The sequence below is a fragment of the Polymorphospora rubra genome, assembly GCF_018324255.1.
Classification (GTDB): Bacteria; Actinomycetota; Actinomycetes; order Mycobacteriales; family Micromonosporaceae; genus Polymorphospora; species Polymorphospora rubra.
In genome coordinates this window covers 7,430,406-7,446,578 of sequence record NZ_AP023359.1, presented here as the reverse complement: position 1 = coordinate 7,446,578, position 16,173 = coordinate 7,430,406, and the positions used below count along the sequence as shown (strand labels likewise).

Here is a 16,173-nt window from a genome sequence, read left to right as displayed (position 1 = left end):
TCGCGCCGCCGGCGACGCCGCTACCCGCCAGCTCCGTCGTTGCGGTCCGGGCGGTTGCCGGCGCCGGGCGCGTTTGGCCGGAGGCGTTCCCGCTGGCAGGACTGAGCGACAGTGATGTTCTCGAAGGTGCTCTGCGTGGATGCGTAAAGCCCGACGCCGCCGCTGCGGACAACGGTGTCGCGAGCCTTCAGGACCTCAACGCCGTTCAACGTCACGGTGATGCGGTCGCCGTGAATCACGGCACCCAGTCGAACGGGGCCTGTCAACGGGTTGCTGATCGATGCCGTGCCCACCGTGACCGGACCCGACGCGTGCGCCTCGCGGATGATACTCGCGTACCGGGTTCCTTGGCTCGTCTTGCCAACGTGGATCCGGTACCCGTACGAGTCCGTGGTGTCTCGCAGCGAGATTCCCGCGTTACCGACGGATCCGTTGATCGTGACCGTGGTCTCCGCGACATAGTCGCACGCCTCGGAGAAGCGCGACGGCAGTGTCGAGTCGGCCAGGACGTGCGCCCTGCCGCCGGCAGGAGGCGTGAGGTGCAACTGACCCGAGGCGACGGACACGGACCCGGTTATTGCTCGCCAATTGGCCTGATCGATCCCTTCCCTGATCACGATGTTGTCGAAGGCCGCGGCCCGCCGATGCGTGAAGGCGGCGGCACCACCCGTCGGCAGCTGTGAGTCGTCCGCGGAGATCGACGTGTCGCCGACCTTGGCCGTCAGATGCTTCCCGATCGCGGAAACGACCAGCTTGTGCGGGGTGTTGGCGCCGACGGGCAGTGCGGTCTCCGCGAGAATCGTGGTCGTCGCGTTGTATATCTTCACGAGCTGCAGCGTCGCACCCGACGAGGAGTTGAGTACATTGGCCCGATAGTAGTTTCGGGAATCGTGGTAGCGGAACGCGAGACCGGTACGGGCCGTCGTCTGGCCGCGTACCCCAGGAACGATGTCCGCGGCCATGACCACGTCATCCGGTACATCCTGCAGCGCCGCGAACGACATAATGTCCGCGGTCGAGGTCTGTGCCAACTGCGTGTCCGGCCCGGCGCCGGTCAGCGCCCAGGTTCCCTGCACCGGCGTCCAGCCGTCGAAGGATCCGTTGAAGTCGTGGACGGTGCGGTCCAGGCTGGCATCGGTGAACTCGTCGTCGAGCACGGGTGTCGGGGAGAACGACGCCTGGAGCGACACGGTGATGAGGTCGCCCGTGCGGGTGAACGCGGTCGGGGTCTCGTTAACCCGCACCGCGTTGACGTTGGGCGCGTAGATGGAGAGCGTGCCGGTGAACGGGTCCCCAAGCGAGATCTGGGCGGTCGCGCCTCGCAGTTCCACACTGACGTCGGACACCGGCGCGGATGCGGCGACAACGGTGGCGCCGTGGTCGACCAGCGACGACCCGCGGGTCAACGCGTACCGGGTGAGCCCGCCGCCCGAAGCACGCTCGAGGTAAGCGGTCTCGGCGTTGGTCGTGGCGGTTCCGAACGCCCTCGACGAGGGATTCGCCTCCCGCGAGAGGTAGAAGCGTCCGGTCGCGTCCGGCAGGCCGATTTCCATCGCGGTCGCCACGGAGTGACCCACCCCGGGCATAGCGATGCGCCTCGCCGTCACCCCGGGCGCCGCGCCGGCCCGGCCGGGAACCACCACCGTGTCCAGTCCCGTCGACCCGGTGGCGCGCCAGTCGTACGACAGGTAGTCGACGTCCGTGAGTACCTGATCGCCGACGCGCACGGCGCCGTCCTCGTGGACGGTGGGGGTGAGCGCGGCGCCGGCCGGGGCGACCGGGACGAGCTGCACGCCGGCAACCGGTGCGGCTCCGGGCACGGTGTCGAAGCCGACCGTGGCGACCTTCGTAGTCGGGTTGACGGTGACCGGATCACCGGGGAAGTGCCAGAGCTGCCGGTAATCGTGCGCGGCGGTGGCACCGGTGAGGTCGTCGGAGACGATCCAGTAGCCGGGCTTGACGAAGTAGACGGCGCGATCGTGCACGATTGGCCGGTAGCCCTCCGTCGTACCGCGGTAGATGTCGAGGCCCGCGTTCGAGCGCCACAGCGACGTCGTGCGGGGGACGCCGGCGGTCTGCGCGCGTCCGTCGACCTCGATGGTGTTGTGCGCCTCGGTGGTGCGGCGCATCCAGTCGTTCGTCGGAGTCGCGCTGTAGTCCCCCACTCCGGAGTCGACGATCAGCGGGCGGCCGTACGCCGCCATCACCAGGCTGAGGTCGTCCGGATGCCGATGCGAGGCGGTGTAGCTGGAATTCTGGTTGTTGATCAGCATGTACCGCGCGTCGGCGTCCCACCCGGAACGCTGTACCGCGAAGCTGATCGGAAACACCGTGGACGGCAGCTTCGGGGCGGTCCCCTCCGTTCGACCGGAGGCGACCCAGGTGAAGTCGGGCCAGGAGTTGCGTGCACCGGTTCTGCCGATGGCGGCCGTACCGGCATCGGCGTTCGGCGAGTCGCCCACCATCGCGACCTCAAGATTCGGCTGACGGGTCGCGAACAGCGCGTCCGCGATCCAGTCCGCCGTCTGGACGATCGAATCAGGAAGGGTCCGTCCGTTGGCATCCGCCAGTCTGAAGACGGTGTTGAGCAGATCCGCCACGTATGCCTGATAGTTGAACGCCGGCTCGCGGTACACACCGTCGCCTTTCACGTGCGCGCGCAGGAACCGCTCGAACGAGCGCACCGCGAACCACTCCCAGCCGGGCGATGCCGAGAACTCGGGCAGAAACACGGCTGCCGCGTAGACCGAGCGGGCCATGGACACGTACCAGTTGTTCCCGACATGTATCTGCATCACGCCGACGAGGTAATTCGCCGTGGCGTGCACGCCCGACAGGTACGCCACGAGGTCATTCGCGTCGATGCCCGGGTCGGTCCGGAACACTGCAAACGCACTGATCAGCTGCGCAAGCCGCTTGGCGGCCGACAGGTTGCGGCCCTGTGGCCAGCTCTGAACGTCGGCGAAGAAGTCGAGCGAGATGTCCATCCACGCCGCCGCGTACGCCGCACGCTTTACCGGGTCACTCTCGAACGCGTAAGCGCTGATCAGTCTGGGCATGAACGCGAGGTCACTCATCAATGTCTGCGCGCCGCCCGGGGTGGTCTGCGTCCCACCCCAGGCGTCCTGCCAGTTGACGTCGATCCGCTGCGCGGCGTCGTTGTAGAAGTCGCGGGTCTCGGCGCCGAACCGGAAGATCCCCGCCGCGAGCTCATCGGCGCTCGCGTCGCCGCCGCCCCCGTCCGCGCTCGGAGGCAGGTAATGAACGTCGGTGCGGCCCGCGTAGAACACCTTGAGCTCGCCCGCGGCGCCCGCTTCATCACCGGCGGCGAGCTCTGCCGCCACCGCGGCGAGTTCCGGACGCGTCAGGTCGAGTAGTTCGCCGAAATCCGACATGTCGGCCGCGGCGGCCCTGCCCGGCGACAGGACCGTCGCCACCAGAGCCAGCACGAGCGCCGCAGCGGCACCCGCACGGGCCCGGCGATGCGTGTACCAGGGAAAATAGCTTCGTCTCACTACGGTCTTCTCCCTTACCCGTGAGAGTGTTGGCTGAGTCCTTCGACCGCGCCCGGGAGCGCTGAAAACAGTCCGCGCAGTTCGCGGCCCGGCTGGTGTTGCTCAACCTGGATGGGTGCACTTCACGGCTCGGCGGCCGAACCGAACGGGGTCGCCGGACCGGCCGCCGTGTCCGGCTCGTCAGCGACCCGCCTGCTCCTCGTACTCCGCCTTGATCTTGTTGCCCACCCGGTCCATGAACTGCTTGATGGCCGGCTGCCACGCCGAGACGGGTTTGTTGCCCAGTTGGATCTCCAGCAGGACCGAGTCCAGTTCCTGCTGCGCGCTGGCCGCCTTGCTGGCGGCGGTCTCCGAATACAGCCCGAGGGTCGGGTCCGGGACGGCAAGGGGGACGCCGGCGACCTGGTGGTCGTACTGGTCCTGCACGGCCTGGCGGTTACCGGGCTCGTAGATGGCGGGCGATGCCTCGGCGAGGTATCGCACGGGCAGGAATGTCTGGCTGCGCCCGCCCTCGGTGAGGGTCGGGTCGGAGCCGTTGCGGTTGAACGTCTGGCCCTCGACGCCGTACCGCAGGGCCAGGTACTCGCTGCTGCCGAAGGGTGAGCACAACCAGTCGAGGACCTTGAGGATCTGCTTGATCCGGTCGGCGTCGTCGGTCTTGGCGATGGCGGTGAAGCTGGACAGCGTCGGACCGGGCGTGCGTACCTGCGTCCCCGTGCCGTCCCGGGTGGGCGAGAGCATGCCGGTCAGGCGGAAGCCGGGCACGTCCTTGGCCTGGCCGTAGAACTTGCCCCACCCGGCGTACAGGCCGACGCTGAAGGAGGTCGTGCCGGCCAGCATCCACTGGTTGCGCTTGGTGTTGGGCGCGCCCGCCTGGTCGGGATGTATCACCCCGGACTTCACCAGTTCGACGGTGTCCTGGAGGGCCTGCGTGAACTGCGGTGTGGTCCCGGTGTGGGTGAAGACGCCGTCCTTGGCCTGCCAGGCGCCGGCGCCGCCGGGCCAGTTGCCGGTGATCCCGTTCATCTCCAGGATCGTGTTGAACGGGATCTGCCCGAACGCCCAACGGCCGGCCCGCTCGTCGGTCAACGCGGCCGCCATCTGCTTGAACTCGTCCCATGACGTGGGTTGGAGGCTCAGTCCGGCCTTGGCAAGCAGGTCGGCCCTGGTGTATAGCACGGTGCCGATCCGTGCCCGCGGCACCGGGATGCCCCAGATCCGTTGGTCGTAGACGGCGCCGCGCCAGGCATCGGTGGGCAGGCCGGCGAGGTTCGGGTAGGCAAGGACCGCGTCCCCGGACAGGTACTCGGTCAGATCGGTGAATGTCGCCTTCAGCATGGCCGGCATCTGTTGGACGACGCCCTGGATAGCGACCATGTCCGGCAGGTCGCCACCGGCGATGGTGGTGGCGACCTTGCTCTTGTAGTCCGCCGACGCGACGTACGTGATCTTCAGCTCGGTGCCGAGTTTGTCGTTGAGGTTCTGCCAGTAGGGGTTCGAGCCGAGCGCGGGGGCGATCGGGTCGTACGTGTACGTCAGCGCCGTGACGGCCTCGCCCTGCACCGGCTGCGACGCGGCGCTGGAGGCGGTCGGGTAGGTGAAGTATCCCGGCGACACCCCGGCCGGCTCGGCCGCCAGGTCGGGCGTGGCCGCGGTGACGGGCTTGTAGGTGGGCAGCTTGAGCGGCCCGGTCGAGCCGTTCGACGAGCTCGACCCGCCGTCGCCGCACGCCCCGAGCAGCGGGCCGAGCCCCGCTGCCGCGCCGAGTGCCAGGACGCGACGGCGGCTAAGGGTAGGTGCCATGACGTCTCCTTCCACATTGTGTGGACGACCGGTCAGCCCTTGACGGCGCCGACCATCAGTCCCTTCGCGAAGTGCTTCTGAATGAACGGGTAGATGAGCAGGATGGGCAGGATGGAGATGACAAGGATCGCCATCTGCACCGAGATCTGCGGTGGCAGACTCTCCAGGCTGGAGCTGAGCTGATCGGATCCGATCGGGGTGTCGTTGACGACGTAGGTGCGCAGCACCAGTTGCAGCGGCCACTTTTCCGGCGACTGCAGGTACAACATCGCGGAGAAGAACGCGTTCCAGTACGCCACCGCGTAGAACAGTCCGATCACGGCGACGACCGCCTTCGACAGCGGCAGCACGATCCGCAGCAGGATGCGCACCTCCCCGGCACCGTCCATAAAGGCGCTTTCCAACAGCTCGCCGGGGATTCCCAGGAAGAACGCGCGCATGACGATGACGTTGAACGCGTTCAGCATCACCGGCAGGATCAGTGCCAGGTAGTTGTCCAGAAGGCCCAGCTGCTTGACCGTGAGGTACATCGGGATGATGCCCGGGTTGAACAGCAAAGTGAACACCGTCATCAGCAGGATCGGCTTGTGCAGCAACGAACCTGGCCGCGACAGCGCGTACGCCAGAGCGATCGTGGCGACGAGGCTGAGTGCCGTGCCGACCGCGGTGATGCCGGCGCTCACCATCAGGGCACGGGTGACGATTCCGCCGGACAGGACGGCCCGGTAGGCGTCCAGCGTCGGTTCGCGCGTCCACAGCACGAAGCCGCCCGCCCTGCTGATCTCCTCCGGGGAGGCGATGCTGGTCATCAGTACGGCCCAGAACGGAACCACCACCGCCAGGCAGCCAAGGCCGAGCACGAGTCCCCGCGCACCGATCCCCAGCCTGCTCGGCTCGCCCATCCAGGCCGGGCGCTGGCCACGGCCCGAGCGTGGCCGCCGCAGCCGCCCGCCGCCGGCGGGGGCGCCACGGACACCGCAGGCGACACAGTTCCGCTCGTCACTTGGTATACACCCCCTGCTCGCCCAGCGCGTGGGCCACCCGGTTCGCGCCGAGCACGAGCGCGACACCGACAATGCCTTTGATCAGCCCCACGGCGGCCGCGGTGCCCCAGTCCCCGCCGACGATCCCGTGGTTGTAGACGTATGTGTCGAGCACCTCGCTGGCACCGGCACCGACCTGGGCCTGCTGCAGGATGATCTGCTCGAACCCGACGGACAGCGAGTCACCGAGCCGCAGGATCAGCAGCAGGACGATCACCGAGCGGATGGCGGGCAGGGTCACGTGCCACAGGCGGCGAACCGCCGAGGCGCCGTCCACCACCGCGGCCTCTATCTGCGCCGGATCCACTCTGGACAGTGCGGCGAGGAAGATGATCGTCGACCAGCCGGTGTCCTTCCAGATCACCTGTGATGTGATCATGAGCTTGAACAACTCGGGCACGCCGACGATGTGGAATGTCGACAGGTCGGCCGAGCGCAGCCAGCCGTTGAGCATCCCGCCGTTGCCGAACATCTGCTGGAACAGGGCGACCACGATCACCCAGGACAGGAAGTGCGGCATGTAGAGGATCGACTGGGTGAGGCGTTTGAATCGTTCGCTGATCGTCGCGTTCAGGATCAACGCGAGGCAGATCGGCAGCGGGAACACGAAGACGACCTGGATCAGCGTGATGATCAGAGTGTTGACGAGCGCGTTGAGGAACACCGGGTCGCCGGTGAGCACGGGCTCGAAGTTGTCCAGCCCGACGTACGGGCTGTGCCAGATTCCCAGGAACGGCTGGAAGTCCTGGAACGCGATGATGTTCCCGCCAAGCGGCAGATAGTGGAACAGCAGCAGCGCCGTGACCCCGGGAAGCGCGAGCAGCAGCAGGATCCGGTCGCGCCGCCAACGGTTGCGCAGGCTATGCATCGTCGCTCCGCGCCGGGGTACGCAAGCCGATGGGTTGGCCCGCGACGCAGGCCCGCACCGCCGCCCGCAGCGCGTCGTCGGCGTTCGCCGCGACCCTCCTGCTCCGGGCAACCGCGGGCGCCGGATCGGTGGCGATGTCGGTGACCGCCGCGACCACCGTCGCCGCGGCGCGATGGTCGAGCTCGATCACCAGGTCCGGGGCGCCGAGGTCGGCGAACATCTGGGACTTGGTCGTCTCGGTCGGCTGTCGAAGGTAGATGGTCGGGATCGCGTGCCGTGCGGCCAGGATCGGCGAATGGCATTCCATGCTGACCACCAGCGACGAGACAGCGTAGACGCCGGTCGCCTCCTCCAGCGGCCAGTACCGGTCCAGGACCCGGACCTGCCCGAGCGTCTGTGGACTGAGCAGTCTGGGAAGGTGCTCGTGCGCCAGCTCGACGGCGTAGCTCATCTCGGGCACCACGATGGCCGGCAGGCCGCTGACGCGTACCCAGCTCTCGATCGCCGCCGCCAGCACTGCCAGGTCCTGCGTCACGGTCGCCGCGTTGACCGCGTCGCGCCGCATCTGCTCGCGGGTCGGATCCGTGCCGTAGATCTTCGCGTAGGGGCTGTAACGCAGCCGCGGGACAAAGCAGGCGAACCGACCAGGCTGCAGGCCGAGACCCTCCAGCAGGCGGGCGGCCGCGACGGCGTCGGTATGGTCGAACGCGAACGTGCCATCCGGCCCGAAGGTGAGGTCGGGCCTGGTTATCTTCTGGCTGCGCAGGGTCGCGAGGGTCAACGTTTCGCGGCAGTAGACGAAGTCGGCCCCGTCGAAGCGGTCCTTGACGTCATCGTCGAGGTAGGACGGTGGGAGCTGATCGACCATCTGGGCCAGCTCCGGCAACGTCGCCACGGTCGGTGGGCACAGCGGATCCACGGTGACCCCGAAGTACCCGTACGGGCGGCCCACGTGCCGGCGCCACCAGTCGATCTCGGTGCTCTGGAAGGCGTCGGCACCCGATCCGTGCATCAGGACGTCCGCGTCGTCGATGGCGGCGGCCAACTCCGGGGTGCTCGGCCCGTCGCCGTCGAGAGTGCCGTCAACGACGCGCAGATCGGGCAACGCGTGTCGCAGCATGGATCGCTCGCGCTCCTCCAGCCGCACCGGCCAGAGGATGACCTCGACCTCGGGGGCGAACCGCTGGAACGCCCGCACGACACCAGGGGAGTGAGCCACGTCGCCGATGTTCACCGTCGCCCAGGACGACCGCAGGAGGACGGTGTGACGGGTCGATGTCATGCATGCTCCTTCGATGACGTATCGTTAATTCAAAGTAAACTTGGTTAGACGTTACGTCAATATCCGAGGAGGGTCGCAACGTGGCAACGCAACGTGACGTCGCACGAGCTGCTGGGGTGTCGCTCGCGGTGGTGTCGGCGGTGGTCAACGGCACGAGCCACACCCGGATGAGGGAGTCCACCCGCACCCGGGTGCTCCGGGCGATGCAGCAACTGGGCTACCAGCCGAACCATGCGGCGCGCTCGCTTCGACTCAACCACACCGGCATGATCGCGATGATCCTCAACAAGCTCGAAAACCCGGTCTACGGACCCCTGCGGCAAGGCGTCTACGAGGCGGCCGCGGAGCACGGCGCGACGGTCCTGCTGGGCGATGCCGAGACGATGCGCTCCGGCAGCCAGTTCCTGACCCGACTACTCAGCCAGGGCACGGTCGACGGCATCCTGATCCGCGGCGAAGGGCTGCTGGACGACGACGTGATGGCCGAACTCCGCTCCCACCCAAAGCCGATCCTCATCCTGGAACACGCACCGGACCATCCCTGGATCGACATCGACGATCGCCGCGCAGGCGAGATCGCGACCCGGTTCCTGGTCAACCTCCGCCACCGCCACATCGTCTTCATCGGGGATCGGGATACAACTCCCAGCAGCGCTACCTGGGCTACCAGCAGGCGATGGACTCCGCTGGGCTGGCACCGGCCCCACACCTGGCCACCGGGTTCGGCGAGCAGGCCGGCGCCGACGGGCTCCGGCAGGCCATGCAGGCGGCAACCGCACCCACCGCCATCGTCGTCAACAACATCATGAGCGCGGTCGGGGTCCTGGCCGCCGCACACGACCTCGGCATCGCCATCCCCGACCAGCTGTCGGTGATCGGCATCCACGACGTCGACCTGATGCAACACCTGCGCCCGGCCGTGACCGCGGTCCGGATGCCCATGTACCAACTCGGCTGGGCCGGCGTCGAGGCGCTTTACGACCTGATCGCAGGACGGCCGCGCACGGGCGGTCTCATCACCGACCCCGAACCCGAACTGGTGATCCGAGACTCAGCGACTGCCCTGAACCCGCCGGGCACCTGAACCTCGCTGCCGTTGGTGCGCATCACATCGCAGCGGCGGTCCTGCTGGTCGGCAGGCGGTGACCTGGTGCACCGGGAAGCCTGGTCGGCTCACCACCGCTCGTCGCGGGTACGCCGACGCCGCGCCGGCGGTGACGAGTGGCGTGACCCGCACGACGTGGCGTTCGGGGAACTCGATCCGGTCTTGGCCTCGGAGTTGCTGCGTGATCTGACCGAGGCGACACGCTGACACGGGAGGCCCGAGCCGGTCGGACGATGTGCGAGGCGGTAACCACGTCGGCCACCGGAACCGAAACCCGTGCCGCACCCGGCGGGGGCTGCGATTAGGTCGTGGTGACGGCCGGGAAGCCGGCGGTGAGGGCGGCCATCGCGCGGCGGATCCGGGTGCCGGCTGCCGGGCCGTCGGCACCGGTCAGTGCGACGTGGTGCAGCACCCCGACCACCGCCAGGGCCAGTGCCTGCGTGTCGGCGTCGGCGGGCACCCGGCCGAGTTGTTGCTCGGCGGTCAGGTAGTCGGCGGCCGACCGCTCGACCGCCGCCAGCCCGCCGGTTCCGTCGCCCAGCACCGCTTCGATGCTGGCCGCCAGTTCCGGCCGGAAGGCGATCAGCCTGGCCAGCGCCAGCAGCGTGCCCAGTGGGGTGGCCAGGACGGCGTCGCCCAGGTTTGCGGCGACCGTGCCGGATCCGGCGCGCTCCGGCAGGCCGGCCACGCCGCTGGCGATCTGGAACGCCCGGTCGACCGCGTAGCCGGCCAGGAAGTCGTCGAAGTTCGTGAAGTGCGTGTAGAGCAGTCCGGTGGCGACGCCGGCCTCGCGGGTCACGGCCCGGCCGGTGAGCCGGCCCGGCCCGTCGGCTGCGACGACGCGTTCGAGGGCGGCGAAGAGCTGCTGCCTGGGTTCGGGGATGGCGACTCCGCGGGGCATGACCGAAGTCTAGGCGCCGGCCGGGGTTGGTGTTGCGCCAGTATGAGCATCTGCTCATACTGGGTGAGCAGATGCTCATACTGGTGTGCGGGAGTACGGATGGAACATGCAGTGATCGTCGGCGCGGGCATAGCGGGGCTGGCCACCGCGCTGCGACTCGGACGCGACGGATGGCGCACCACCGTGGTGGAACGCGCCCCGGCCCGACGCAGCAGCGGCTACCTGGTGAACCTGCTCGGCCCCGGCTACGACGCCGCCGAGCGCCTCGGCTTGCTTCCCACGCTGTCCGCCCACGACCTGGGCGTGTTCACCACCGTCCTGGTCCGCGCCGACGGAAGCACCAAGTTCACCGTGCCGTCCACCATCGCCGAGGCCGCCCTCGGCAAACGGGCGCTGACCGTGTTCCGCGGCGACCTGGAAGCCACCCTGTACGAGGCGGTACGCGACCGTACCGAGATCCGGTTCGGCACCACCATCACCGCCCTCGACCAGGACACCGAACGGGTCCGGGTGGTGCTCAGCGACGGCACCACGCACGACGCCGACCTCCTGATCGGTGCCGACGGACTGCACTCCGCCACCCGCACGGCCCTCTTCGGCGCCGGCTCCCGGGTCGACCTGCCGTACGTCGTCGGTGCCTTTCCGCTGCCCCACCCGGTGGCGGGCGTGCCGCTGTCGTCCGGCACCACGTACATCGGCCCGGGCCGCACCGCGGCCGTCGTCAACCTCGGCCCGCGGCGGTCATCGGCGTTCTTCACGTACCGGTGCGCGGACCCGGCCGACGAGTTGCGGCGCGGACCGGTCGACGCGCTCGGCGCGGCGTTCGCAGACCTGGGCGGCGGCGTACCCGACGCGATCCGCCACCTCGGAAAGGACCCGGACAGCGCCTACTTCGACTCGGTCAGCCAGGTGGTCATGCCGCGGTGGAGCACCGGCCGAGCCGTACTGCTCGGCGACGCGGCCTGGTGCGTCACCCTCTTCGCCGGACACGGCGCGGCCCTCGCACTCGCCGGAGCCGACCAGCTCGGCGCCGTCCTGCGGCAGCACGGCGACGACGTCCCGGCGGCGTTGGCCGCCTGGGAGGCCGGACTACGTCCGGAAACCGTCAAACGGCAGGCGCACGCCCGCCGGGGAATGCTCCAGTACGCGCCACCCAGCCGCTTCCATGTGTGGATGGGTGACCTGACCGTCCGGGCGGTCACCCTCCCCGGCATCCGCGGTCTCGTCCGGCGCAGCATCGAACGCGCAGCCCCTTGACTGGTTTTGTCGGTGACTTCTGGTCCCGCCTGTCGGAGATTTCGGAGCCCACCTCGTGTCGGCCGTTTTCTGTGTTCACCAGCTCCGGACCCACCGCCGCGCCGGACCATGCCTGCACAATCGAGGCGTGATCAGATTGCGGTTGTACAAGGCTCGTGAGCGGCAGCGGGTCATCGATCCCGCCGATCTCGAGGCGGTCTACTTCGCGGTCGATCCGGAGACCAAACCGGTCTTCGAGTATGACGGGGTGATGGTGTGGGTCAGCGGCCCCGATCGCTGCCGGGTTGAGCGGCGCATCCGCGGCCGGGATCTTCACCTGGTCGAGGCGGGCACGAACGTCCTGCCCCGTGCCCGTGGTCTGGAGATTCTGCGCGCGCCGGGCGCCGACTACCGTTGGGTGCACTCTCTGGACTGGCGCTGGGGCGCGGGTGATTACCTCGACCGCGACCGTGTCGACGTGTTCGTTCGTGCCCTCGACATGCAACCGTGGGCGGCGCCGCCGGGGGCCCGGTCGGCCTGGTGCATCTGTCCTACCTGATGTGGTTCCACAACGGCGCGATGGCCAATGGCGCCGCCTGGCCGTTGGACTACTGCACCGCCGAGCAGATCGCCGCGTTCACCACAGCCGCCGTCTACTTCGAGCTCGACGAGATCGCCGACCTGATCGGCCGCCTTGAACCGGATGACGCGCTCAGCCACGAGTACCGGGATCTCAGCAGCCCGTTCGGCGAGGACGCTTCGTTGATCCGCGACGCGCTCCGCTGCAAACTCGTCGAGGCAGCGCAGGATTGGGTCTAGCGATAGGGGTTGGACCCGGCCCGTATGCGGTGACCTGCGTTTTGTTCGCGAGGTCGGGTCCCACCTCGAGCGGGTGGATTCGATGTTCGCGAGTTCCGGGCCCACCCTCGGTGGTGGGAACATCGGCGGGTCTGGACGGGAGCCGCCGATGCCGCCGATGTCGAAGGTCGATCCGCCGACCGATCGGCACCTGGGCCTACGCCATGAGCCACGACATCCCAACATCGGCGCTCCCCGACAGCACCGCCATTCTCACCCGCCCGGACGCTGATCCGCCTTTCTAAACCCGCCCGCCGACACCCACCACCGCCGAGGTGGGCCCCAAGATCACCGATATTGATCAAGGGGAACCGCTCAACCCGGGCCCGAAAGTCACGCACATCTGGGCCCCGTTTACACGCACGAAGCCACCCTTGACGCAGGTAGGCATTCCGAAGCCGTGAACCCCACGCCTGCGGCAGGTGCCTTCGTCGCGGGCATCCGGTACGTCGCGAGGCGGCAACGTCGACGGGGGAGCGCAGAATCGGCTCTGCGGCCGCTCCGTCCTGCCGGTAACGCCCGATCAGCCGACCGACCGCCCGGGTCAGCTCCCCGGAGGGGAACGAGTTGCCCAACTCCGCCAGCGAGGTTGCTCAGATCCTGTGCGGCGGTCTGTTCAACCGATGCGGTCGATCGTCCGGACGGGTCAGGCTGATTCGCCGGGCCGTCGCCTTCGGAGTTGGGTGGCGGTCATGGGGCAGCGCCGCGCCGAGCCGGTCCCGCGGCAGCGCCGCGAGGTTGTCGGCCCGGCGGGGCGTTGCGCGATCAGATCCCGGCACGCAGGTACGGCACGAACTGCCCGGCGGTGAAGCGCATCCTGGACCGAAGCTGCATGCACTGCTTCTGCAGGCGTGCGTCGGATCGGCGTCGGGTGACCGGAACACCACGACGGCCGGAATCACCAGGCGTTTAGTAGATCCGTGCGCCGTACGCCGCGAGCGCCTCGGTGACGGGCTGGTGGTACGCGCGGTTCGATCCGCCGCATCCGCCGGTGCTGCCCGAGTGGATGCCGATGGCGGAGTTGTTCGCGAACACCGCGCCGCCACTGTCGCCGCCGGCCGAGCAGATGGTCGTCTGGATCAGGCCGTGCACCGCGCCCTGCGGGTAGTTGACGGTGACGTTGACGGCGGTGACCCGGCCGCGGCGCAGGCCGCTGGTGCTGCCGGACAGGCCGACGGTCTCGCCGACCACCGCGTTGCGGGCCGAGGAGATGTCGCGGCGGGTGCCGTCGTACATGTTGACGTCGCCGACGGGTCGGACCGAGGCCCGGACGAGACCGTAGTCGTTGCCGGGGAAGCTGGTGCCGGCCCGTACGCCGATGTGTGTGGTGTGCGCCGCGTTGGCGTAGAAGTTGGTGCCGAGGTTCGTACAGTGTCCGGCGGTGAGGAAGTGGTGGACGCTGCCGACGGCCACCGCGAACGCCATCGAGCAGCGCGAGCCGCCCATGTAGATGGCGTCGCCGCCGCCGATTTCGGGGGCGATGCGGCCGGGTACGGTCTCCATCCGGACGGCGTCGCCGAGGGCGTGTACCGCCTTCTCCAGTTGCTGCTTGCGGGTGCCGGTGACGGTGCTGTCGGCCTGCACGAGGACCTGGTTGGTCGCGGGGTCGACGTGCCAGGCCGTTCCGGGTACGGCGGCGGTCCGGCCGAGTTGGGCGGTGACCGCCCGCAGGGTGGCGGCGCTGCGGGTGACGATGCGGGCCTCGGCACCGGCGGCGCGTACGGTTTCGGCGGCCGCGGCGTCGGTGACGGTGACGACGAGCCGGCCGGCGTCGTTGCGGTAGGTGCCCGCGCTGCGGTCGCCGAGCCGGCCCTGGAGGGCGGCGGCCAGTCCGGCGGTGGCGTCGGCGGACGCTTGCCGGGCCGGCGAGGCGCCGGCCCCCGTGGCGGGCAGGACAGCGACGGGTACGGCCAGCAGAATGGCAGCCAGAATTGCTTTACGCATGGGTTCTCCCGGTGGGGGTGGAGGAGTGCGTCTGGCCACCATGCAACCATCGGCCGCCGTAACCGTAAACCCATTGACGATTGATAATTTAATTAGCATCCCGATCGCTCGGACCGCTCGCCCGGCCGCCGTGTCCGCTGTCGTGCGCCGTCGCTGGCCGGGCAGGTGAGCGTGCGGGAGGCGCAGGTGTTGTGTGTGGTCCGGCCCGTCGCCTGCGCCCTCGAACGCGGCCCTCGGTGCCCATGGACTCTCTCGCCTGACACGTGTGGCGCTCACGTGATTCCCCGCCCGACCGTTCGGGCGATGGGTCGGTAGAAAACTGTCCTGAAACAGAAATGGTGACCGAGGTGGTCGACCTCGACTATTTGTGTCGGCTCTACCTGAGACCGAATGCGACCGGATTCTGCGGTTCAGGCGAACACGCCGCCACGCCGCCACCCTGCCGGAGCGGCGGCGTGCGACGCCCGGCCGCCTCCCCGGTCGGGTGACGGGAAGGCGGCCGAGCCGGATCCTCGATGTTGTCCGGGGTTTCCGTAGGGTTCGTCAGGTCGGTTCGACGGGCAGCCACAGTTCGCAGGTCGCGGTGCTGAAGTCGGCCGCGCGTTCGAGGATCGCGACGACCGACGGACCTGGCCGCAGCCGCCACGGGTTGGACGGGAACCACTCGGTCGCGGTCGCGGCCCAGGTCTCCTGCAACGCCTGCGGGTGGGGTCCGGTGGTGCGGAAGACCGCCCACATGCCGGCCGGAGCCTCGACGGCGTCGAGGTCGTCGGGCGCCGCCGTGTCCCGGGTGACGGCGACCCCGTGCAGGTACGTCAGTTCGCTGCCCTCGGCGTCGTCGGGGTCGACGTCGTCGCAGACCTGCAGCAGTCCGGCCGGTTCGGTGTCGCCGAGGGCCTTCAGCCGCAGATGCTCCTGCTCCGGGATTGCCGTGACGTGCTGCTGGACGTGCGGGCTGATGCCCTGGTGGATCAGTGGTACCCGGGCTGCGTGTCCGATGAGCCGGAACGCGGGGCGGTCGACGATGCGGGTGTCCATGGGGATGCTCCCTTCGACGGTCAGGCGGAACCTGAGCTGCGGTTGTGTGCGAAGGGGGCCTCCGTCGCGGCGTACGTCGGTGGGGCCGGCGCCGTGGACCGCCCGGAACGCACGTCCGAACGCCTCGGTCGAGCCGTAGCCGTGCCGGACGGCGATACTCAGCAGATCGTCCGCGCCGCGCACGACATCGGCGGCCGCGCGGGTCATGCGGCGCCGCCGCACGTACTCCGACAACGGCATGCCGGCCAACGACGAGAACATCCGGCGCAGGTGGTACTCGGTCGTACCGAGCGACCTGGCCAGTCCGCTGACGTCGAACTCTTCGGTGAGATGCTTCTCGACAAGGTCGACAAGCCGGTTGAGTGCCGAGATCATGAGGCTCCCTTCGACGTCAAGCCTGGCCGAAGCACCCAGGGTCGCATCCGACCGCTGCGGTTCGATCCGATCAACTGCCTGGACCGTCGCCGGTACGTCGACCCAGGATGGACCGCCCGGCCGTTGGCGTGCGGCGCGACATGCGGGCTGAGATGACTTGTCTGTGTGTAGGCCGACCGGTCGGGGCGTTCGTGCATACTCTCTG

At 68.9% G+C, this 16,173-nt stretch carries 14 protein-coding genes; 6 read left to right on the top strand and 8 right to left on the bottom strand.

Annotation, left to right across the window (positions count from 1 at the left end; translation table 11 throughout):
- Window positions 1–20: 20 nt before the first annotated feature.
- The 5 genes from Prubr_RS32530 to Prubr_RS32510 form a co-directional block, all read right to left on the bottom strand.
- A complete protein-coding gene (locus Prubr_RS32530) occupies window positions 21–3,515 on the bottom strand; it encodes an alginate lyase family protein (protein WP_212819027.1) in 3,495 nt (1,164 codons plus the stop codon).
- Between the two features lie 180 nt (window positions 3,516–3,695).
- Window positions 3,696–5,318, bottom strand: a complete 1,623-nt coding sequence (locus Prubr_RS32525) for an extracellular solute-binding protein (RefSeq protein ID WP_212819025.1) — start codon at window positions 5,316–5,318, stop codon at window positions 3,696–3,698.
- Between the two features lie 32 nt (window positions 5,319–5,350).
- Window positions 5,351–6,220, bottom strand: a complete 870-nt coding sequence (locus tag Prubr_RS32520) for a carbohydrate ABC transporter permease (RefSeq protein ID WP_212819023.1) — start codon at window positions 6,218–6,220, stop codon at window positions 5,351–5,353.
- Window positions 6,221–6,317: 97 nt separating this feature from the next.
- Complete coding sequence (locus tag Prubr_RS32515; RefSeq protein WP_212819021.1) at window positions 6,318–7,229, bottom strand: ABC transporter permease; 912 nt, start codon at window positions 7,227–7,229, stop codon at window positions 6,318–6,320.
- Window positions 7,222–8,511 carry a polysaccharide pyruvyl transferase family protein gene (locus Prubr_RS32510; RefSeq protein WP_212819019.1) on the bottom strand — a complete coding sequence of 430 codons (1,290 nt, stop codon included), beginning with the start codon at window positions 8,509–8,511 and terminating at the stop codon, window positions 7,222–7,224. Before Prubr_RS32510 ends, Prubr_RS32515 begins: the two co-directional genes overlap by 8 nt.
- Window positions 8,512–8,591: 80 nt before the next feature.
- Between Prubr_RS32510 and Prubr_RS32505 the strand changes: the two genes are divergently transcribed.
- From Prubr_RS32505 to Prubr_RS32495, 3 genes are read left to right on the top strand one after another with little or no spacing between them, the layout of a single operon-like run.
- Window positions 8,592–9,320: a LacI family DNA-binding transcriptional regulator gene (locus Prubr_RS32505; RefSeq protein WP_212819017.1), complete on the top strand. Its 729-nt coding sequence runs from the start codon at window positions 8,592–8,594 to the stop codon at window positions 9,318–9,320.
- Window positions 9,203–9,595 (top strand): substrate-binding domain-containing protein, encoded by a 393-nt coding sequence (locus Prubr_RS32500; protein WP_246569096.1) that lies wholly within the window; start codon window positions 9,203–9,205, stop codon window positions 9,593–9,595. Before Prubr_RS32505 ends, Prubr_RS32500 begins: the two co-directional genes overlap by 118 nt.
- Window positions 9,596–9,610: 15 nt before the next feature.
- Window positions 9,611–9,823, top strand: coding sequence for a hypothetical protein (locus tag Prubr_RS32495; RefSeq protein WP_212819015.1), 213 nt, complete (start codon window positions 9,611–9,613; stop codon window positions 9,821–9,823).
- 94 nt (window positions 9,824–9,917) lie between these two features.
- On the opposite strand, the gene Prubr_RS32490 is transcribed toward Prubr_RS32495, so the two are convergent.
- On the bottom strand, window positions 9,918–10,517 hold the full coding sequence (locus Prubr_RS32490; RefSeq protein ID WP_212819013.1) for a TetR family transcriptional regulator: 600 nt from the start codon (window positions 10,515–10,517) through the stop codon (window positions 9,918–9,920).
- A gap of 99 nt (window positions 10,518–10,616) precedes the next feature.
- Between Prubr_RS32490 and Prubr_RS32485 the strand changes: the two genes are divergently transcribed.
- From Prubr_RS32485 to Prubr_RS32475, 3 genes are all read left to right on the top strand, one after another.
- Entirely contained in the window at window positions 10,617–11,774 is a 1,158-nt protein-coding gene (locus Prubr_RS32485; protein WP_212819012.1) for an FAD-dependent oxidoreductase, read from the top strand.
- 127 nt (window positions 11,775–11,901) lie between these two features.
- Window positions 11,902–12,312 (top strand): hypothetical protein, encoded by a 411-nt coding sequence (locus Prubr_RS32480; protein WP_212819010.1) that lies wholly within the window; start codon window positions 11,902–11,904, stop codon window positions 12,310–12,312.
- The gene (locus tag Prubr_RS32475; protein ID WP_212819008.1) at window positions 12,294–12,572 is read left to right on the top strand and encodes a hypothetical protein; all 279 of its coding nucleotides are present in this window, start codon (window positions 12,294–12,296) and stop codon (window positions 12,570–12,572) included. The genes Prubr_RS32480 and Prubr_RS32475 overlap by 19 nt, the downstream gene beginning before the upstream one ends.
- Before the next feature lie 948 nt (window positions 12,573–13,520).
- On the opposite strand, the gene Prubr_RS32470 is transcribed toward Prubr_RS32475, so the two are convergent.
- Window positions 13,521–14,555 (bottom strand): S1 family peptidase, encoded by a 1,035-nt coding sequence (locus tag Prubr_RS32470; RefSeq protein ID WP_212819006.1) that lies wholly within the window; start codon window positions 14,553–14,555, stop codon window positions 13,521–13,523.
- Between the two features lie 543 nt (window positions 14,556–15,098).
- Window positions 15,099–15,968, bottom strand: a complete 870-nt coding sequence (locus Prubr_RS32465) for an AraC family transcriptional regulator (RefSeq protein WP_212819004.1) — start codon at window positions 15,966–15,968, stop codon at window positions 15,099–15,101.
- Between the last annotated feature and the right edge of the window lie 205 nt (window positions 15,969–16,173).